The sequence below is a fragment of the Pseudomonas kitaguniensis genome, assembly GCF_049199985.1.
Classification (GTDB): domain Bacteria; phylum Pseudomonadota; class Gammaproteobacteria; order Pseudomonadales; family Pseudomonadaceae; genus Aquipseudomonas; species Aquipseudomonas kitaguniensis.
The window spans coordinates 1-19,658 of the sequence record NZ_JBLZPT010000011.1; the positions used below are offsets into that span (position 1 = coordinate 1).

Below are 19,658 nucleotides of genomic sequence, written 5' to 3' on the forward strand. Positions count from 1 at the left end.
CTTATCGGCGTTTTGGGTGAAGGGGTGGGGCGAAGTCTCCCACGGTCTGTACTGGCTAGAGTCAGATGCTGGCTTTTAGTCCCACCACCCCTACAAGTCTAACCATACAAGCGGGCTTGCTCGCGATGGCATCAACTGGGTATGCCTGAGGGTCCGAGGCGCCTGCATCGGGAGCAAGCCCGCTCCCACAGAAAGCAAATCTGCTGCGTATGTTAGTCCGGGTTCGTGGGCAACCCACCGTTCAAACCTCAGTGGCTTCAGGCCTTGCAGTTTTGCGCGGCACGTCTGCGATCAGAGGAATCTCATTACCTTCAGCGTCAAACAACTTTCCCCCGCTGAAGTAATCCCCGTCCCGCAACGCCGCCACATCGTGGAAGCACAAGCTGCGCTCAGTCCCCGCCACAAACACCGACTGCTGATCCGAATTGCCCACGGTAAAGTGGTTAAACGCCAGGTTCAGCACAATCGCCATAATCGCCGATGAACTGATACCCGAGTGGAAAATGGTCGCGAACCACCCTGGAAAGTGATCGTAAAAATTCGGTGCAGCAATAGGAATCATGCCAAAACCAATGCTCGTCGCAACAATGATCAGGTTCATGTTGTTGCGGTAATCGACCTTCGACAACGTGCGAATGCCGCTGGCCGCCACCGTGCCGAACAGCACAATACCGGCACCACCCAGCACCGATGTGGGCACTGCCGCAATCACCCGCCCCATGAAAGGCAGCAGGCCAAGAACCACCAGGAACACCCCGCCGGTCGCCACCACAAACCGGCTCTTTACACCCGTCACCGCCACCAATCCAACGTTTTGGGCGAACGCGCTCTGGGTGAACGACCCGAAAATCGGCGCGAACAGGCTCGACAGCATGTCGGCGCGCAAGCCGTTGCCCAAGCGTTTGGAGTCGACTTTGGTGTGGATGATCTCGCCCACCGCCAGAATGTCCGCCGAGGTTTCGACCAGCGTCACCATCACCACGATGCACATGGAAATGATCGCCGCCGCATGGAAGGTGGGCACGCCGAAATGAAAGGGTGCCGGGAAACCCAACATCGGCCCTTGAGCCACACCGGAGAAATCCGCCATGCCAAGCAACACCGCGATCACGGTGCCGATCACCATGGCCAGCAAGATCGACAAACGCGAAATGCTCGCGCTGCCGATCTTGCTCAGCAGCAAAACCAGCACCAGGGTCAGTGCGGCCAGGCCGATATTGGCCATGCTGCCAAAGTCCGCGGCGCGGCTGTTGCCGCCCATCGCCCAACGCGCTGCCACGGGCATCAGGGTCAAGCCGATGGTGGTGATCACGATACCGGTCACCAACGGCGGAAAAAATTGGGTAATCCGCGAGCACACCGGCGTAATCAACAGCCCGATAAAAGACGCGGCCACCACCGCGCCGAAAATCACCGGCAGCCCACCGGCGCCATCGTTGCCGACAATCGCCACCATGGTCGCCACGCCCGCAAACGACACGCCCTGCACCAGCGGCAACTGGCAGCCAAAAAACGGCAGGCCAAGGGTTTGCAGCAACGTCGCCAGGCCACCGGCAAACAGTGACGCCGCAATCAACAGGCCAATATCCGCCGGCGCCAACCCGGCCGCCTGGCCGACGATCAACGGCACGGCAACGATGCCGCCGTACATGGTGAGCACATGTTGCAGACCGTAAGCCAGGTTGGCGGCGATGCCCAGATTCTCATCTTCCGGCCGCTGCGGTGACGCCTTCGGGATAGTCATGGTGAGGGGTTCTCTGTTTTTGTTGTGCCCTCACTGTATTCAATGTTGAGACTTAATGTCCATATAGTTGTATACAATCAATCGAACAAGATCCAGTTATTCAGTTCAGGCGCGTGCCCATTTGGAACGCTCAGCCCGCGGCCGGGCCAGCCAGTAACCCAGCACGGCCAGGGGCGCGGTCGCCAGCATGACGATCACGGTAACCTGCAGCGGCTGCTCGATCATCGACGACACCAACGCGCTGCTGAGAAAGCACAAGCCCAGTTGCAGAGTGTTTTGCAACGCCGCCGCCTTGCCGGAATTTTCCGCGAACGGCATCAGCGCATTCGCCACCACGATGGGGTAACTGGCGCCGTTGACCAGGGCCATCAAACAGAACGGAATCAGCAAGGTGGTCAGGGTCGGCACGCTCAACGTGGCGACCAAATACAGCGCGAGCATGCTGATGCAATAGGCGACCAGTAACCACGGCAGCAGGGTTTTGCCCTGGTAATGCTGCAACGCGCTGCGGCAGCTATAGCCGCCGACCAAGAAGGCCAGGGTCGGCAGCACGTAGCTCAGGCCGATGTCGTTCGGGCTGTAACCCATGTCGCCCAGGATGAATGGCGAAGCGGTCAGCCAGGCGAAGAAACTAGCGGAGCATGCGGCGAAGATCATCACATTGCCGCTGAACACGCGAGAGGTCAGCAACTGCGCGTAACCGAGGCGCGTGGCTTCGCCCGGTTGGGCCTGAGGTTTGGGCATCTTGCGCAGGAACAATGTGGGGAGCAGCAACAGCAGCGACACACCCAGCAACACGCCGAAGATGGCTTGCCAGCCAAAGTGATTCAACACCATCGCCCCCAGTAACGGGGCCAGCGCCGGCGACAGCGACATCAACGGCATGATGCTGGCGAACACACGATGGGCCTTGTCGGCCGGGTAGCGGTCAATCACCAACGCTTGCCAACTGACGGCGGCGGAACACACGCCAATCGCCTGGATAAAACGCAATGCCAGCAGTTGCGGCGCGGTCTCGACCCAGAACATGCCCAAGCAGCCCAGCACAAACAGGCTCAGGCCCATCAGCAGGATCGGCTTGCGCCCCAGGCGGTCGGATAACGGCCCCCACACCAACTGCCCCACGGCAAAACCTGCCAGGAAAACACTCAAGCTGGCGCCCACGGCGCTCGCACTGATCTGCAACTGCTCGCCCATGGCGCCGAACGCGGGCAAGTACATGTCCATGGCCAGATAACCGAGCATGCTCAGCCCAGCCAAATACCAGGTAAAACCAAAAGAATTTTTCATTGAAGCCTTGTGAATTTTGCCATCAAACTATTTGCTGACTAGCGCCCATTATGAAGCTGACATTTTTGCTGTGAAGCGATAATAATTGGACACTCTTATCAAATATTTTGAAGGCACACGCAATGTGGTCCGAATACTCACTGGATGTGGTTGATGCGGTGGCGCGCCATGGCAGCTTCAGCGCGGCCGCCCAGGAACTGCACCGCGTGCCGTCGGCCATCAGCTATACGGTGCGTCAGCTTGAGGAATGGCTGGCCGTGCCGCTGTTTGTGCGCAGGCATCGCGACGTCGAACTGACACCTGCCGGCCGGCTGTTTATAGACGAGGCCCGCGGCGTGATGAAAAAAATGCTCGGCGCACGGCGCTTATGCCAACAGGTGGCAAATGGTTGGAGCGGCCAGTTGAAAGTGGCCGTGGACTCCATCGTCAAACCGCAGCGCTGTCGGCAGTTGGTGCTGGATTTTTATCGGCAGTTTCCCGAGGTGGAACTGCTGCTGGAATACGAGGTGTACAACGGCGTGTGGGACGCCCTGGCGGATGAACGCACCGACATCGTCATCGGCGCCACCAGCGCGGTGCCGGTCGCCAGCCACTTCACGTTTCGTGACATGGGCTTGCTGAATTGGCTGTGTGTGGTCAGTGCGAAACATCCGCTGGCGGCGATAGAGGGCTTGCTGAATGACGACCAACTGCGCCCGTTCGCCTCGCTGTGCATGACCGACACCTCACGCAACCTGCCCAAACGAGACACTTGGACCCTGGACAACCAGCGCCGGCTGGTGGTGCCCAACTGGGCGTCGGCGATTGATTGCCTGCGCGACGGCCTGTGCGTCGGCATGGCGCCTGCGCATAAGGTGTTGCCGTGGATAGAACGCGGCGAGTTGGTGGCGCTGCAATTGAGCCGGCCGTTCCCGGCCAGCCCGTCATGCGTGGCGTGGGCACAGAACAAACTGTCCCCGGCCATGGCCTGGTTGCTGGAGTACTTGGGCGATACCGACACCCTGAACCAGGAATGGCTGAATGGACCTGCCCTGTGAAGATGAGAGCAATGTGTTTCAGTCAGCCAATATAGTGGCTGGCACACCGCCATCGGGAGCAAGCCCCCTCCCACCTTTTGATCGCTTTTCAATCCTGCAGGCGGGTGGGCGGGATCGAGGCACTGCACCAAGAATGGCTGAGTCGGAAAGATCCCTGTGGGAGGGGGCTTGCTCCCGATGACAATGTGTCAGTCAACCACTTCAGTGGCTGCCACACCGCAATCGGGAGCAAGCCCCCTCCCACATTTTGATCGCTTTTCAATCCTTCAGGCCAGCGGGCGGGATTGAGGCTCTGCACCAGGAATGGCTGAATGGACCTGCCCTGTGAAGATGGGATCAATGTGTGTCAGTCAGCCAATACAGTGACTGGCATACCGCTATCGGGAGCAAGCCCCCTCCCACCTTTTGATCGCCTTTCAATCCTGCAGGCCAGCGGGCGGGATTGAGGCTCTGCACCAGGAATGGCTGAGTCGGAAAGATCCCTGTGGGAGGGGGCTTGCTCCCGATGACAATGTGTCAGTCAACCAATGCAGCGACTGCCACACCGCTATCGGGAGCAAGCCCCCTCCTACCTTTTGATCGCTTTTCAATCCTTCAGGCCAGCGGGCGGGATTGAGGCTCTGCACCAGGAATGGCTGAGTCTGAAAGATCTCTGTGGGAGGGGGCTTGCTCCCGATGACAATATGTCAGTCAGCCAATACAGTGGCTGCCACACCGCCATCGGGAGCAAGCCCTCTCCCACATTTTGATCGCTTTTCAGTCCAGTAGACGGGTGATGGCGCGCACGATCATCTCGACCTCTTTTGCATCCAGCGTCAGCGGCGGCAGCAGGCGGATGATCTTGCCCCGCGTCACGTTGATCAGTACGCCGTGTTCTTGCGCCGCTCGCAGGGCCAGGTCGCGGTAAGGGCTGGCCAGTTCAATACCGATCATCAAACCCTGGCCGCGAATCGCCAATACTTGCGGGTGTTCGCTCAGCTCAACACGTAACCGCGCCAGCAGGTGCGAGCCCTGCCGCGCGGCATTCTGCAGCAAGCCCTGCTCTTCGATGATGTCCAGCACCGTGCAACCCACGCGGCAGGCCAATGGGTTGCCGCCAAACGTGCTGCCGTGGCTGCCCGGCGTAAACAACCGCGCGACCGTGGCACGCGCCAGGCAGGCGCCGATGGGCACGCCATTGCCGAGGCCTTTGGCCAGGGTCATCACGTCGGGCACGATGCCTTCGTGCTGAAAGGCAAACCAGGTGCCGGTACGGCCAATGCCGGTTTGTATCTCATCGAGCATCATCAGCCAGCCGTGGCGCGTGCAGTGATCGCGCAGGGCTTTCAAGTAGCCGGGTGGCGCCGGTAACACGCCACTTTCACCCTGGATTGGCTCGAGCAGCACCGCCGCAATGCGCGCGCCAAACGCTTGAGTGACGGCTTCCAGCGCCTCCATGTCACCAAACGCCACCTTGAGGTAATCCCCCGGCAAACGCTGGAAACCCAACCGCACCGAAGGTCCGTCGCTGGCCGCCATGGTGCCGAGGGTGCGCCCGTGAAAGGCGTTGTCCATCACCACCACCAACGGCGCTTCAATGCCTTTTTTCCAGCCATGCAGCCGCGCCAACTTCAGCGCCGTCTCGTTGGCTTCGGCACCCGAGTTGTTGAAAAATGCACGGTCCAGGCCGGACAACTGCGTCAAGCGCTCAGCCAACCGCTGTTGCCAGTCGATGCTGTAGAGGTTGGAAGTGTGCAACAACAAGCCCGCCTGTTGACTGATCACCGCCACCAGTTTGGGGTGCGAATGCCCGACATTGGTTACCGCCACACCGGCGACCGCGTCGAGGTATTCACGGCCTTGCTGGTCCCACAGGCGCGTGCCCAAGCCACGAACAAAACTCAGGGCCAAGGGTTGATACGTGGTCATCAGGCAGGCGGCAGTCATGGTGGCAAGCTCCAGTGCATCGTTGGGATGACTGCAGTATCGTTAGCCACTTGAGATGGATAAACTCAGAATTTCTGCAATGACTTTAAACCAAGGCTTGATAATGGATCTGTTCCAGGCAATGTCGGTGTACGTGAAAGTGGTGGAGACCGGCAGCATGACGGCCGCCGCGCAGGAGTGCGGGATGTCAACGACCATGGTCGGCAACCACTTGCGTGCCCTGGAGCAACGCTTGGGGGTCAGCCTGCTCAAACGCACCACGCGCAAACAGAGCCTCACAGAATTTGGCGGGCAGTATTACCAGCGCTGCCTGGAAGTGCTGGGGCTGGTCGCCGACTCCGAGCTGCTGGCAGAGCAGGCCCACAGCGAAATCCCCAAAGGCAGCCTGCGCATCACCGCGCCACCGGTGTTCGGCACCGAACGCCTGGCACCGGCCTTGAGCGAATTTTCCCGGCGCTACCCGCTGATCAACCTCTACGTGGTGCTGAGCAATGAGCGGATGGACTTGGTCGACAGCGGCTTCGACGTGGCGATCCGTCTTGGCGAACTGGAAACCTCCAGCCTGATCGCCAGGCCCATGCAGGCCTACACCCTCACCCTCTGCGCGTCACCTGAATACCTGGCGCGACGTGGCACGCCACAGACGCCGGATGATCTGCGACAGCACGACTGCCTGGCGTTCGCCTACCCGGCGACCGACAACTGGCGCGATACCGACAAACTCTGGCGCATGACCGGCGAGGCAGGCGAGGTGGAAATTCCGGTGTCTGGCACATTGACCATCAACAGCTCGCAAGGCTTGCGTCAGGCGGCCGTAAACGGCATGGGCATCATCATGCTCGCCGACGCGTTGGTGCAACCGGACCTTGCGAGCGGCAAGCTGGTCGCCTTGCTGACCCACTATCAACTGTCCAGCCGCCCCATGCACCTGCTCTACCGCCAGGACCGTTACCGCCTGCCCAAGCTGCGCGCCTTCGTCGATTTCGCCATGGAAAAGTGGGCGCGCTAGAAGGCCACGCCCAACCCCCGCAGGCGCGCCGCAGTGCGCTCGGCCGACACGTGGTGAATGCCCTGCCAACCGAGGGCGACGGCCGCGTCGATATTGCCGGCGACATCATCGATAAACACCACTTCACCGGGCTGAATATCCGGCAGATGGGCGCGCACCTGGCTGAGGCTGGCGTGGTAGATCGCCGCATCCGGCTTGATCAGCTTCAACTCGCCCGACACCACAATATCGCGCAGATACTGCAGGAACGGATAATTGGCTCGCGCATAGGGGAAGGTTTCCGCCGACCAGTTAGTCAGCCCGAACAGCGGCATATTGGCCTGATGCAAGGCTTCAAGGATCGCCACGCCTTCCGGCAACGCGCCACGCAGCATCTCGTGCCAACGGTCGTAATACGCCTGGATCAGGTGTTCATGTTGCGGGTATTGCTCAATCAGGTGGCGAGTGCCTTCAGCCAGGCTGCGGCCCGCGTCCTGCTCGGTGTTCCAGGCTTGGGTGCAAATAGTGTCGAGAAAGTGCTGCCGCGCATGGTCGTCGGGAATCAGCTGGCGGTACAGGTGGTGCGGGTTCCAGTCGAACAGGACACCGCCGAAATCAAAAACTACTGCACGAATCGTCATCAGATCCTCCGTTAGCGTGGCTTGATAGCGCAAGGAGTCTGGCAGATTGTGAGGGCGGGCGGGAGCGCGATGGCGTGTAGGAGGGTTCGGATAAAAGCGCAGGTCAAATGCAGAAGCTGGCCTGTGTGGGCGCTGGTTTGCCTGCGATACAGCCACTGCGGTGGGTCAGTCACACCACAGTGCTGCTATCGCGAGCAAGCCCGGCTCCCACACAAGCTCGCTGCCAGGCAAACCAGCGAGTGCATTTTGGGAGCGTGATCAGGCCTGGATCAGGCCATTGATCTTCACGGTCGGGTTCACATCAGCTTCGTAGTCCACGCCATCGATTTCAAAGCCGAACAAGCGCAGGAACTCAGCCTTGTAACCGGCAAAATCGCTGATCTCGTTGACGTTGTCATCGGTGACCTGGTTCCACAGCGCCGCTACAGCGTCCTGGACCTTCGGCTCCAGCTCGGCCAAGTCGGCGCGCAGGCGGCCTTCACCATCAAGCTTCGGCTCGCTGCCGTACAGGCTGTCTTTGAACAGGCCGTAAACCTGCTCGATGCAACCTTCGTGGGTGCCCTGCTCTTTCATCACTTTGAACAACAGCGACAGGTACAGAGGCATGATCGGGATGGCCGAACTGGCCTGCGTCACCACTGCCTTGAGCACCGACACACGGGCGTCGCCCTTGAGTGCGGCGAGGTTGTCGCGCAGGGTCAGGACTTTTTTGTCGAGGTCTTTTTTGGCTTCGCCGATGGAGCCGTTCCAGTAAATATCCTGGGTCAGCTTTTCACCCAGGTAGGTGAACGCGGTGGTCTTGGCGCCTTCGGCCAGCACATCGGCGTCACGCAGGGCGTCGATCCACAGCTGCCAGTCTTCGCCGCCCATGACCTTCACGGTGCCGTCTATTTCTTCCTGGGTGGCAGGCTCAAGGGTGGTGTCGACCACCACGCCTTTGTCGGTGTTGATACCGCGCAGGGTCACGGCCTTGCCGATTGGCTTGAGCGTGGAGGTGTGCACCACGCCTTGCGGATCGGTACGGCGTGGCGCGGCCAGGCTGTAGACCACCAAGTCGATTTTACCCAGGTCTTTCTTGATGGTTTCGATGGTCAGGCGCTTGATCTCGGCAGAGAACGCGTCGCCGTTGATGCTCTTGGCGTACAGGCCCTTTTCGACCGCAAACTTCTCGAACGCGGCGCTGTTGTACCAGCCGGCGGAGCTCAACTTGCCTTCTTCGCCTTCTTTCTCAAAAAACACGCCCAAGGTATCGGCGTTGCTGCCAAACGCAGCACTGATGCGCGCAGCCAGGCCGTAACCGGTGGAAGCGCCGAGGACCAGCACCTTCTTTGGGCCGCCTTCGATGGCGCCGTGCTGGGTTACGTAGTCGATCTGTTGCTTGACGTTCGCTTCACAGCCAACAGGGTGAGCGGTCACACAGATGAAGCCACGAACCCGCGGTTTGATGATCATAAAATTTCTGCCTCTTCCAAGGTGCCGAAGGCCAATGGTGGCCATTCAACTTAATCGTACCGGTCTATGACGCCTGAAAAACCGAAGCGTCACGATAGTCGCAAATCTTGCGTTTACAAAATCCAATCAAAAAAACGCGGGACAGGCTGCCCAGCGCGGTGAAAACTGTGTCCGCGTGTCACAAACTCGTACTATTTAAAACGCCTGCCGCCGCCATAACCCATTATCATGGCAACAGTGTTTCAATTTGTTTCAAGCCCGGAGCCACGCTTCATGAGCAAAAGTGCTGTTCAAAAAAAACTCGTCTCAGCCGCCTGGGTGCTGGGGGTTCTGCTGTTCATCTACTGCTTCCCCCGAACGAGTTTGGTATTTGTGCTGCTGGTGCTGATCTGCGGTGTTTATGATTTCTTGCGCAACGGCCTGTACGACCGCGACACCCTCAAGAAGTACTTCATCGGCAACGGGCGTAATACGTGGATATTGGCGCCGTTCAACACCTTGTTCGACCTGCTGAGCAGCCGCAACCGCTACGTCTATACCCTGCACGACCTGCCGCCCGCCTGGCGCGAAGACCTGCAACAGGTGATCGACGACGCGATGGCCAACAAAGATCAAATCATCAGCTACCTGGATGAACGCATGGCCGAGAAGAAGCGCGGCATGCTGTTTTTCCAGTGGTACGGCCGCCCGATCGAAACGGCCCTGGACATCCCGCAACTGCGTAAGAAACTGCCGTTTGTGAAGACCATCGGTGTGTCGGTATTCAACGAAAACCGCTCAACGTCTTTCCACTTCGGCCCGCTGCGCATGATGTTTCGCGTGCTCTACAACATGGCGCCAGCGCCTCACCACGAGGGCGTTTACATTCAGGTGGGCAAGCACAAGCACTACTGGCACGACGACCCGCTGTTTATTTTCGATGACACGCTGATGCACGCGTCATTCAACAAAAACGACGCAAAGCGTTACTGCCTGTTCATTGATATTGTGCGGCCGACCCCGCTGCCGAGGGTGCTCAACGCCGTGATCGCGGGTTTTGCCGGGCTGGTCTTTACCCTGCGTCGGGTTTTCTACAAAAACTGGAAGCTGATTCAGTAACTTCTGCGGCATGATGGTGCTTGACGGTGTTTGCGCATGGCCACACGCCTGCCAAAATAACCGTCTCGTGCGACCGGGTTCGGCGCTCACCATTCTCAAGCCATCGCCGCCCGTGGCGGTTGCGATGGCTGTGCTTTCAAGGAATCAGAATGCCTCAACGTCAAGTCATCAATGCCTCCGTCAGCCCCAAGGGCAGCCTCGAAACCCTGTCCCAACGTGAAGTGCAGCAACTGAGTGAAGCCGGCAGCGGCAGCATCTACACCTTGTTCCGCCAGTGCGCCCTGGCCATCCTCAACACCGGCGCGCATATCGACAACGCCAAGACCATCCTCGACGCCTACAAAGACTTTGAAGTGCGTATCCATCAACAGGACCGCGGCGTGCGCCTGGAACTGTTGAATGCGCCGGCCGACGCGTTCGTCGATGGCGAAATGATCGCCAGCACGCGTGAAATGCTCTTCAGCGCCCTGCGCGACATCGTCTACACCGAGAACGAACTGGGCAGCCAGCGCATCGACCTGAGCGACTCGCAAGGCATCACCGACTACGTGTTCCACCTGTTGCGCAATGCCCGTACGTTACGCCCGGGCGTCGAGCCAAAAATCGTGGTGTGCTGGGGCGGGCACTCGATCAATACCGAAGAATACAAATACACCAAAAAAGTCGGCCACGAACTGGGCCTGCGCAGCCTTGACGTGTGCACCGGTTGCGGCCCTGGCGTGATGAAAGGTCCGATGAAAGGCGCGACCATTTCCCACGCCAAACAACGCATCACCGGCGGGCGCTACCTCGGCCTGACCGAGCCGGGCATCATTGCCGCCGAAGCACCGAACCCTATCGTTAACGAGCTGGTGATTTTGCCGGACATCGAAAAACGTCTGGAAGCTTTCGTGCGCGTCGGCCACGGCATCATCATCTTCCCGGGTGGCGCGGGCACGGCGGAAGAGTTCCTGTACCTGCTGGGCATCCTGATGCACCCGGACAACCGCGACGTGCCGTTCCCGGTCGTGCTCACCGGGCCGCAACACGCGGCGCCATATCTGCAACAACTGCACGCATTCGTCGGCGCCACCCTCGGCGAAGCGGCGCAGGCACACTACCAGATCATCATCGACGACCCGGCCGAAGTGGCCCGCCAAATGACCGCAGGCCTCAAGGCGGTGAAGCAGTTCCGCCGCGAGCGCAACGATGCGTTCCACTTCAACTGGCTGCTGAAGATCGACGAAGGCTTCCAGCGCCCGTTCGATCCGACCCACGCCAACATGGCCAGCCTGCAACTGAGCCACGCGCTGCCGCCCCACGAACTCGCCGCCAACCTGCGCCGCGCGTTTTCGGGCATCGTGGCCGGTAACGTCAAGGACAAGGGCATCCGCCTGATCGAAGAGCACGGCCCGTACGAAATCCAGGGCGACCCGGCCATCATGAAACCGCTGGACGAGCTGCTACAGGCGTTTGTCGCCCAACACCGCATGAAGTTGCCGGGCGGCGCGGCGTATGTGCCGTGTTATCGCGTGGTTCAGTAAACAGGGCTCACTGAGCTAACGCTGCACTGCCACACATTTGATTTCCACCAGCAAACCGGGATGCGCCAGTTCTGACACGCCAATGGTCGTCCAGGCGCAGTGCCCACGCGGGAACAGGCGGTTTTTCACCTCACGAAAAACCGCCATGTGCTCGTGCATGTTCACGTGGTACGTGGTCATGTCCACCACATCCTCGAAGCTGCAACCACCCTCCTCCAATACCTGACGCAGGTTCGCCCAAGCGGCGATGAACTGCGCTTCGGGGTTTTCGATCACCGCCAATTCCGGCGTACGCCCGACTTGCCCTGCGCAGTAAAGGGTTTTGCCGACTTTGACCGCGGGCACATAGCCGGCGCGTTCGACGATGGTGTGCATGGAGGGCGGGATGATGAGCTGGCGATCAGTCATATGCTGTATCTCATTGCGGGCGTTTTCGGCCGTGTAGGTGGGCTAAGTCAGGCTAAGGTTTTACCTGTTCCTACTCACCCACACCAGAAGAGCGACCTATGGACCAACGGACCTTGCCCTCGATAATGCCTTACCCTAAGGTAAGGAGTATCACGAAGGAGATTTTTAATATGGCAACCGCCACACTGACCTCAAAAGGGCAAATCACCATTCCCGTTCAGGTCAGAACTGCCTTGGGCCTGGAAACCGGCGACCGCGTTGAGTTCGTCGAAATGGAGGACGGCACCTTTTCGATCATCGCAGCCAGTAATACCGTGCATGACCTCAAGGGCCTGATCCGAAAGCCCGCCAGGGCCGTATCGATTGAAGACATGAACCGCGCCATCGCGGCCCAAGCAGCAAATGCGCGATGATCGGCCTGGATACCAATGTGCTGGTGCGCTATGTCACTCAGGACGATCCGGTTCAATCGCCCAAAGCGTCCGAGTTGATCGAATCGCTCACCCAACTGTCGCCGGGATTTGTCAGCCTGGTGTCTGTGGTTGAACTGGTGTGGGTTCTGCAAAGCTGCTACCAGTGCGCCAAGAGCGAGGTGGTGGCCGTGCTGGAAACCCTGTTGCGCACCCGCGAACTGACCATCGAGCATGCCGAGATCATCTGGCAGGCCCTGCGACGGTTCACCGCGAACAAAGCTGATTTTGCCGATTGCCTGATAGAACGGTGCGCGCACGCGGCAGGCTGTAAATACACCGCCACCTTTGACCTCAACGCCGTCAAGGCAGCCGGTATGAAGCAACTGGCCTGAGCACGGCATTGCGACGACGCTCAGGCTTTGGTAAAAACCGCGTTCAACCTTGATCGAGAGACACACTCACGTGCGCATGTTTCTTCTCGCTACCTTGAGCATGGCCTGCGCGGTGGCCGTTGCCGACACCATCGCCTGGCCCGACCTGCCGAACACCTGCTTCGTCAGCGGCCGGCCCGCCACCAGCACCGATGTAGACACAGGCTGCGCGGCGTTCCTGATCAACGTAAAAGGCAAGGCGGCGGGTACGCCGATCAAGCTGGACATACCGCAGTACGCCTTGCATGTGGATGAAGCCACCGGCAAAGAGACGCCGGTGATCATCATCCAGGCGGAAGAAAACGGTGACATCAAAGCCGTGGGCTACAAGGAACTGGGCAACGATCAGCTCGGCGCCGCGCTGTTGCGCGAGGTTCGGCTGTTAGGCACTAAAAAGCCAACCTGATCACGCCTCAGCGAACCCAGCCACCACCCTGCCAGTGGTAACCGTCATTACGCTGCACCCAGTGCGGGTGCACATAACGGTAGCCCTCGCGTACCGCTTCCCAATGCCCATGCACCGCTACGTAACGCCCGCCTTCCCAACGCCAGTAACCGCGCGACCACACATAACCGTAGCGCGCAGCCGGTTCTACTTCGATTACCTGGACTGGCGGCGGTTGCGGCGCCACGACTTCTACATACTCACGCTGCACAGGCCCGCGCTCATGCACCACACGTTCTTGTACACACCCGGACGCTGCGACGACTACTGCCGCCATTGCTGCATAACGTAGCAACATACAAAACCCTCGGGCGTGACCGCCCAACGAATAAATCCGTAAAAAAAGCCCCCTGTTGCAGCCTCGCTCCTGCTTGGCTCTGAGTTATTTGTAACAGGTGGTATCTGTCAGGTTGCTGAAGCGGCGTGCCTCAAGAGGCGCACACGACGGTCGGTCGCTTCAGGCGCAGCAGAATCAGCCCCGACACCACAACCGCGATACCTGCGTAAGTTGAGGGGTAAATCACATCGCCAAACATCAACGCTGCCCACACCAGTGTGACCGGTGGTTCCAGATAGACCAGCGCGGCTACGCGGGTCGCGGTCATCACCCGCAGCAACATCCACAGGCTCAAGTAGGCAACAAAGGTGGAAAACACTGTCAGCCAGACGATTGAGATCAGCACGTCCGAATCATGCGGAATGCTCAGCGTGCCGGTGTACAACACCGCCGCGGTGAAGCCGAGCAACGTCCACATCGATTGGATGAACAGCGGCAGTACCAGGCCAGCGTCCTGAACGTGTACCGAGCGACGCTCATACAAGGTCGCCATTGTCAGCCCCAGCGCCGCGGCCACTGGCAACAAGTACATGATCAAACTGACGCCTGCGCCACCGCTCCCGTATTGGCCGGCGATAACGATCGACACGCCGATAAAACTGACCACCAACCCTGCCCATTGCCAGCCGCCACTGCGCTCCGCCGAACTGCCGGTCGACAACGCCGCCGTCATCAACGGCTGCAAGGCCGCAATGATCGCGGCGATGCCCGGTGGTAAACCATTTTGAATCGCCACGTACAGGCAACTCAGGTACAGAAACTGCGACAGGAAACCGATGACGGCGTAATGGCGAACCTGCGCCCAAGAAATGTTCAGCAGCCGCACATTCAAAAATAACCCCAGGCACAACGAGACCAACAGGAACCGCCAGAACAGCAGGTTAAACGCGTCGCCGCCTTGCGTGCCCAGCTTGGCGCCGATGTAGCCGGAGCTCCACGACAGCACAAATGCCGCTTGCAGCAGCAACAGCCCCAGGGTTGATCGCCTCATGAATCCTCCAGCCAGTGTGTGTTGACTGAGAAGCTAAGGGCCGCGCATGCTTGTGTATATTGAAATAACCTGCATCAGTGATCCTGAAAAGTGGAATCATGACACAGCAATTGAATATCGACTTGTTACGCACCTTTCACGCCGTGGCACGCTTTCGTCGCTTCAACGAAGCGGCTGAGCACGTGCACCGCAGCGCATCCACCGTCACTACACAGATTCAAAAGCTTGAAGATCAGGTCGGCCAACGCCTGTTCAGCCGCAGCAACCAAGGCGTAGAACTGACGCAGTACGGCAAGAAGCTGCTCGGCGAAACCCTGGAGTTCCTCAAGAGCCACGACCGCTTGTTGATTTCGCTGATGCCGCAGCGCATGCAAGGCAAGATTCGCCTGGGCATACCCGACACCTACGCGCCCGCGTTTATGCAGGCTTACCTGCCCCGACTGATTGCCGACAACCCGTTGCTGGAGCTGGAAGTCGAAGCGCGAACCAGCGGCGAGCTGTTGAATCTGTTCACGGCGAACCAGCTCGACCTGACGATAACCGTCAGCGCGCAACCGCTGGCACACGGCGAACGTTTGGGCGCTGTGCAGCCGCTGTGGGTGGCGGCCGAACACTTCGACTACCCGCCGAATGCGCCGCTGCCGGTCACCGTGCCCATCGCCGGTTGCCCGTATCGCGCGGCGGCGTTGCAGGCATTGAAGGACCACGGGGTTTACCACCGCTTGCTGCTCGAAAGCCCCAACTCATCCGCCGTCGAGGCGTGTATCCGCAGTGGCGTGGCGGTGGGCCTGATGGAGCAAAGCCGCATGGGCGAAGGGCTGAAGCAACTAACCGAACTGCCAGCGCTGCCAGCACAGCATTTGTACCTGCTATGCGATACGGGCAATGCGCTGGCCCTGCACCTGAATGAGCAAATAAGGCACTTCACGGTCTGAGTACCGGCGTCGCTTACAGCGCCGGGTCGAACCCTGGTCTGCTTGGCGCAACCGCAGCATCGATAGACGCGACGTAATGTCACCAGGCTCTTGATGAAACTGAACTCTTGCGAAACAGGCTGTTCTAGACACCTTCGCCGCCGCTTCAGTAGCATCGGCGGTTCTTATTTCTGCCCTACATCAACACAGAGTTATCCATGACTATCCAGCAAACACCCGGACATGTGCTGCCAGCGCGCAGCGCCGCCAAAATGGAAGCTGCCATGGCCGTGGGCGCTTTCGCAATCGGCACCGGCGAATTCGCCATCATGGGCCTGATGCCCGACATCGCCCACAACCTCAACCTCAGCGAACCGCAAGTCGGCCACGCCATCAGCGCCTACGCACTGGGCGTGATGGTCGGCGCCCCGCTGCTGGCCATTCTCGGCGCCAAGCTGCTGCGCAAACACATGCTGTTGCTGTTGATGGGCCTGTACGCGCTCGGCAACCTCGCCACCGCGTTCACCCCGAGCTTCAGCTCGCTGATGGCCTTCCGCTTCATCAGCGGCCTGCCCCACGGCGCCTACTTCGGCATCGCCGCCGTCGTCGCCTCCAGCATGGTGCCCAACGACAAACGTGCCGGCGCCGTCGCCCGCGTGATGATGGGCCTCACACTCGCCATGCTGCTCGGCAACCCCATCGCCACCTTCCTCGGCCAACACCTTGGCTGGCGTTCAGCATTCGCGCTGGTCAGCGTGATCGCCCTGTGCACCATCGGCCTGGTCTGGCAATTCGTGCCGCACCGCCACGACGAACAACGCAGCGACCCGCGCAAAGAGCTGCGCGCCTTCGCCAAACCGCAGGTATGGATGGCACTCTCCATCGGCGCGATTGGCTTTGCCGGCATGTTCTGCGTGTTCAGCTACCTCGCACCGACCATGCTCGAAGTGACCAAAGTCTCGCCACAATGGATCCCCTTCGGTCTCGCCGCGTTTGGCGTAGGCGGCATCATCGGCAACATCGCCGGCGGCAAACTGTTCGATCGCCTGCAATTTCGCGCGGTTGGCTGGATTCTTGTCTGGTCGATGGCCGTGTTGATCTTCTTCACCTTCGCCGCCAGCTCGCTGTGGGGCGTACTGCTCGGCATCGCCCTCGTCGGCACCATGATCTCCATGGCCGCACCGCTGCAAATCCGCCTGATGGACATCGCCCACGAAGCCCCGAGCCTGGCGGCGGCGTCCAACCATGCAGCGTTTAACCTCGCCAACGCACTCGGGCCGTGGCTGGGTGGCATGGCGATTACTGCAGGGCTCGGCTGGACCAGCACCGGCTACATCGGCGCGGCGACGGCGCTCGCAGGCCTGGCTCTCTTCCTCATCGCACGCCGCATGAAAAACGGCCACTAACAGCCAAACCTGCCCCCCATCACAAATCAACTGTGGGAGGGGGCTTGCTCCCGATAGCGGTGGGTCAGTCAACACACAGCTCAATCAGTCATCATGCAACAACCCAGAACCATACTCACCATAACTACTGCCCAACCCACTGCTGCCAAAATTCATCTTGGCGGCTTTGTTGGGGCTGTGGTCCCCAAACGCCTGGCATCCCTGAGTGAAACAAGGATCGCTGCTCACACCCGACGAGCAAGCGCTCAACAGCAAAGCACCGGCGATCATCACGACTTTGACGAGGTTCGAAATCATATTTCAGCTCCCTGTGGGCTGGAGGCGCGGAAGTCCTCTCTTGAGAGAGATCGTAGGCCTCAAAAGCCCAGGGCATCATGAAACTGTGCGGGGTGACAGCGAGGGTTCAGGTGGCCGCCTTCGGGCAAGGCGGCGGGGTTGGGTATCAGGCTGTGGCCGAGTTGGCTGCTGGCGCAACTTGCTCATGGGCTCGGTCGACAAGCAGAGCGCTGAGATCGATTAGCTGTTGGATGCCGAGCACGATGGCGCGTTGGGGGTCTTCGAGGTTGAAGGCCAGGGTGGCGGCCATTTGGTTGGCGGACTCCAGGTTTTCGGAGGCGTTGGCAAGGAGGGTTTCGGTGTCGATGTTGGGGCTGACGGAGAATAGGTTGCTGATTGGTGGTTCAGTGGGCTCGGCGTCGTCAGATGGAGGCAGGTAATGGTGAATCGCGCGTTGGGCAGCGGCGTGAAGCTTGGCGTCGACGGGTGCGGTGTTGTTATCTACGTGAGGCTTATGTGTTTTGCTGGGCATGGGCGAAGCTCCAAATATTTTGGGGAGTTAAAACGCCTTAGCAATACGGACTTCCACCTCCGACCGCTGGGTTTACAGCGGCTGGAGGAGGTTAGCGATGGGTGGTCTGACGGGCAAGCCTAACAAAGCGTGGGAAACGTCCGAGTCCCGGGTAGTAGAGTCCTCCTAGAAAAACTCAAAACCACAAAAAATAGTTAAAAACTAATAACATAGCCAAACCGCGAGCTACCTGGCGATTTACGTTCTACGCGGCCACATCGAACACGAAAAGACGCTGACCACACAGATTGAGTTAGCGGTAAAAGATGCCGACAAAGGCAAATTCGCCACGGATGATCAAGTGTCAGCGATGCGTGCCAGGCGCCGGAAACCTTCAATGGAAACATGGATCAGGAAATTCTCGCCATCCAGATCGACACCCTAACGACCTTGACTCAAGCGCTAAGCAGCGTTTGCAGGGTGACAACCTTGTTGGGCGGTCACCGCGAGTTTCCCATGCAACCCGGTGAAGGAAAATTTGCCCTGGCAATATCGGTATGAAACGGGTGAAAAACCTTTGTATGAAAACCAAACTTTTGCGGCCACCTTCGTAATGAAATCGCTACTGATCATTATTCTGGCGGCAGTCGTCGCTACGCTATACATCGGCTATTACGAAAAGATGGAAGATGCATATCCGGAAAAGTATTCTTCATAAAGAAAAGCCCGACCTTTCAAATCGAGTTTGTAAATATTTTCGCATACGAATCAGATGATAAAAAATTGAGTGAGCTGAGTGCAGACGAGCGACATCTGGTCATCCAGTATTGCAAATATCGATTAGGTATCACTTCAACACTGCAAAGCCAGAGCGAACTTGATGAATGCAAACGAAGGTAAAAAAACCTAAACACCTTCAAGCCGGGCCCACCTCTGGCGCCAAAGCCACCCGCAGAGCTGCGTCATTCCGGTGCTCACCGGGCTGATCAGGCCCAATACTCGCTGAAACCTCACAAGAGCAATCCTGATAAACTGCCTCACCATCAGCCTCACCGATTGCATATTCCCAATGCCCGCAAACAACGCCAGACCCGCACCGCTCTCCCGCCGCTTCTCCGTCGCCCCGATGATGGACTGGACATAGATCTCCGCTTGCCTCAGCGTTGAAGAAGGATTTCTCTGGAAAGCATCGGCTCTCATTGGGTCCTTCTCATATTTTAGGAATAACCCTGCTGCTGCACGTGCACATGGTTACGATACAACCAAACCAACAAAAGCCGATAGACCACGGGTGAATCAGGCAGACTATGAAGCCGTCGCTAATGGTGCTTATGGTGGGCGTGCGGAACTAGGAAATGGGGACTTCGCAAGTGGAGATGGCTGGAAATATCGGGGGCGTGGTCTTAAACAGTTGACAGGTAGAGCAAATTATTGAACGTTTACTATGTGGCATAAAGCTAACTCAAGCGAATGGCCAGGTGAAAATCATGATTTCGAAGAATCTCCCGACTTACTCATACAGATTAAATATGCTGTGCGTTCAGCAGCGTATTTTTGGGTGGGACATCGTCTACATTTGAGAGCGGATGCTGGTGCAACTGATGCTACTGTTGAGTCGATAACAGATATTATTAACAAAAAAACCAATAGTAGCAAAGCCAGGGTAGATAATTTTAAACTTATCTGGAACGAGGGTCATTTTAAGTGAATGTGAAATTTAGTTGGGGCGGAGGATTAAGTCTAAGCGCTTCGCTATTTGCTGCTGTTGTTTTTTTATATACCGGACAGTCAGGTGCAGGTCAGACAGATGTAGACAGTTTAGGTATG

Annotated in this window: 20 protein-coding genes and 1 pseudogene; 11 read left to right on the forward strand and 10 right to left on the reverse strand. The window is 58.6% G+C overall.

Annotated elements, in window-relative coordinates:
- Positions 1 to 241 precede the first annotated feature (241 nt).
- Both ACOZK9_RS15035 and punC read right to left on the reverse strand, forming a co-directional pair.
- The gene (locus ACOZK9_RS15035) at positions 242 to 1,744 is read right to left on the reverse strand and encodes a nucleobase:cation symporter-2 family protein (protein ID WP_152751493.1); all 1,503 of its coding nucleotides are present in this window, start codon (positions 1,742 to 1,744) and stop codon (positions 242 to 244) included.
- 105 nt (positions 1,745 to 1,849) lie between these two features.
- Positions 1,850 to 3,034, reverse strand: a complete 1,185-nt coding sequence (gene punC, locus ACOZK9_RS15040; protein WP_152751495.1) for a purine nucleoside transporter PunC — start codon at positions 3,032 to 3,034, stop codon at positions 1,850 to 1,852.
- Positions 3,035 to 3,156: 122 nt separating this feature from the next.
- Between punC and punR the strand changes: the two genes are divergently transcribed.
- Positions 3,157 to 4,071, forward strand: coding sequence for a DNA-binding transcriptional activator PunR (gene punR, locus ACOZK9_RS15045; RefSeq protein ID WP_152751497.1), 915 nt, complete (start codon positions 3,157 to 3,159; stop codon positions 4,069 to 4,071).
- A gap of 756 nt (positions 4,072 to 4,827) precedes the next feature.
- Here punR and ACOZK9_RS15050 read toward each other — a convergent pair.
- Positions 4,828 to 5,997 (reverse strand): aspartate aminotransferase family protein, encoded by a 1,170-nt coding sequence (locus ACOZK9_RS15050; protein ID WP_152751499.1) that lies wholly within the window; start codon positions 5,995 to 5,997, stop codon positions 4,828 to 4,830.
- Between the two features lie 103 nt (positions 5,998 to 6,100).
- Between ACOZK9_RS15050 and ACOZK9_RS15055 the strand changes: the two genes are divergently transcribed.
- Positions 6,101 to 7,006, forward strand: a complete 906-nt coding sequence (locus ACOZK9_RS15055) for a LysR family transcriptional regulator (protein WP_058414724.1) — start codon at positions 6,101 to 6,103, stop codon at positions 7,004 to 7,006.
- On the opposite strand, the gene ACOZK9_RS15060 is transcribed toward ACOZK9_RS15055, so the two are convergent.
- Entirely contained in the window at positions 7,003 to 7,626 is a 624-nt protein-coding gene (locus ACOZK9_RS15060) for an HAD family hydrolase (protein ID WP_152751501.1), read from the reverse strand. The genes ACOZK9_RS15055 and ACOZK9_RS15060 overlap by 4 nt on opposite strands.
- A 258-nt stretch (positions 7,627 to 7,884) precedes the next feature.
- Positions 7,885 to 9,078 (reverse strand): enoyl-ACP reductase FabV, encoded by a 1,194-nt coding sequence (gene fabV, locus ACOZK9_RS15065; RefSeq protein ID WP_058414726.1) that lies wholly within the window; start codon positions 9,076 to 9,078, stop codon positions 7,885 to 7,887.
- A 273-nt stretch (positions 9,079 to 9,351) separates the two neighbouring features.
- On the opposite strand from fabV, the gene ACOZK9_RS15070 reads away from it, so the two are divergent.
- Both ACOZK9_RS15070 and ppnN read left to right on the forward strand, forming a co-directional pair.
- Positions 9,352 to 10,176: an aspartyl/asparaginyl beta-hydroxylase domain-containing protein gene (locus ACOZK9_RS15070; RefSeq protein ID WP_152750864.1), complete on the forward strand. Its 825-nt coding sequence runs from the start codon at positions 9,352 to 9,354 to the stop codon at positions 10,174 to 10,176.
- Between the two features lie 149 nt (positions 10,177 to 10,325).
- Positions 10,326 to 11,699 carry a nucleotide 5'-monophosphate nucleosidase PpnN gene (gene ppnN / locus ACOZK9_RS15075; protein WP_122251407.1) on the forward strand — a complete coding sequence of 458 codons (1,374 nt, stop codon included), beginning with the start codon at positions 10,326 to 10,328 and terminating at the stop codon, positions 11,697 to 11,699.
- Between the two features lie 15 nt (positions 11,700 to 11,714).
- On the opposite strand, the gene ACOZK9_RS15080 is transcribed toward ppnN, so the two are convergent.
- Positions 11,715 to 12,107, reverse strand: a complete 393-nt coding sequence (locus tag ACOZK9_RS15080; RefSeq protein WP_152746955.1) for a RidA family protein — start codon at positions 12,105 to 12,107, stop codon at positions 11,715 to 11,717.
- A 98-nt stretch (positions 12,108 to 12,205) separates the two neighbouring features.
- On the opposite strand from ACOZK9_RS15080, the gene ACOZK9_RS15085 reads away from it, so the two are divergent.
- The 3 genes from ACOZK9_RS15085 to ACOZK9_RS15095 all read left to right on the forward strand — a co-directional run bounded on the left by ACOZK9_RS15085 (position 12,206) and on the right by ACOZK9_RS15095 (position 13,357).
- Positions 12,206 to 12,520, forward strand: a complete 315-nt coding sequence (locus tag ACOZK9_RS15085) for an AbrB/MazE/SpoVT family DNA-binding domain-containing protein (protein ID WP_172979919.1) — start codon at positions 12,206 to 12,208, stop codon at positions 12,518 to 12,520.
- Positions 12,517 to 12,912 carry a PIN domain-containing protein gene (locus ACOZK9_RS15090; protein ID WP_152750866.1) on the forward strand — a complete coding sequence of 132 codons (396 nt, stop codon included), beginning with the start codon at positions 12,517 to 12,519 and terminating at the stop codon, positions 12,910 to 12,912. The genes ACOZK9_RS15085 and ACOZK9_RS15090 overlap by 4 nt, the downstream gene beginning before the upstream one ends.
- A 100-nt stretch (positions 12,913 to 13,012) precedes the next feature.
- Positions 13,013 to 13,357, forward strand: coding sequence for a hypothetical protein (locus ACOZK9_RS15095; RefSeq protein ID WP_152750896.1), 345 nt, complete (start codon positions 13,013 to 13,015; stop codon positions 13,355 to 13,357).
- 7 nt (positions 13,358 to 13,364) lie between these two features.
- Here the strand turns inward: ACOZK9_RS15095 and ACOZK9_RS15100 are convergent, their stop codons facing one another.
- A complete protein-coding gene (locus ACOZK9_RS15100; protein ID WP_031319816.1) occupies positions 13,365 to 13,694 on the reverse strand; it encodes a YXWGXW repeat-containing protein in 330 nt (109 codons plus the stop codon).
- A 130-nt stretch (positions 13,695 to 13,824) separates the two neighbouring features.
- Entirely contained in the window at positions 13,825 to 14,724 is a 900-nt protein-coding gene (locus tag ACOZK9_RS15105) for a DMT family transporter (RefSeq protein ID WP_152746956.1), read from the reverse strand.
- Positions 14,725 to 14,822: 98 nt separating this feature from the next.
- On the opposite strand from ACOZK9_RS15105, the gene ACOZK9_RS15110 reads away from it, so the two are divergent.
- Positions 14,823 to 15,659 (forward strand): LysR family transcriptional regulator, encoded by an 837-nt coding sequence (locus ACOZK9_RS15110; RefSeq protein WP_152750870.1) that lies wholly within the window; start codon positions 14,823 to 14,825, stop codon positions 15,657 to 15,659.
- Positions 15,660 to 15,856: 197 nt separating this feature from the next.
- Entirely contained in the window at positions 15,857 to 17,044 is a 1,188-nt protein-coding gene (locus ACOZK9_RS15115; RefSeq protein WP_421556142.1) for an MFS transporter, read from the forward strand.
- 84 nt (positions 17,045 to 17,128) lie between these two features.
- On the opposite strand, the gene ACOZK9_RS15120 is transcribed toward ACOZK9_RS15115, so the two are convergent.
- Together ACOZK9_RS15120 and ACOZK9_RS15125 are read right to left on the reverse strand one after the other, a co-directional pair.
- Positions 17,129 to 17,341 (reverse strand): hypothetical protein, encoded by a 213-nt coding sequence (locus ACOZK9_RS15120; protein ID WP_152750874.1) that lies wholly within the window; start codon positions 17,339 to 17,341, stop codon positions 17,129 to 17,131.
- A 145-nt stretch (positions 17,342 to 17,486) separates the two neighbouring features.
- Positions 17,487 to 17,852 (reverse strand): DUF6124 family protein, encoded by a 366-nt coding sequence (locus tag ACOZK9_RS15125; RefSeq protein ID WP_152750876.1) that lies wholly within the window; start codon positions 17,850 to 17,852, stop codon positions 17,487 to 17,489.
- Positions 17,853 to 18,060: 208 nt separating this feature from the next.
- On the opposite strand from ACOZK9_RS15125, the pseudogene ACOZK9_RS15130 reads away from it, so the two are divergent.
- A pseudogene (locus tag ACOZK9_RS15130) lies at positions 18,061 to 18,276 on the forward strand (hypothetical protein); the annotation flags it as partial.
- A 999-nt stretch (positions 18,277 to 19,275) separates the two neighbouring features.
- Positions 19,276 to 19,539 carry a hypothetical protein gene (locus ACOZK9_RS15135; protein WP_421556143.1) on the forward strand — a complete coding sequence of 88 codons (264 nt, stop codon included), beginning with the start codon at positions 19,276 to 19,278 and terminating at the stop codon, positions 19,537 to 19,539.
- The last annotated feature ends 119 nt before the right edge of the window (positions 19,540 to 19,658 follow it).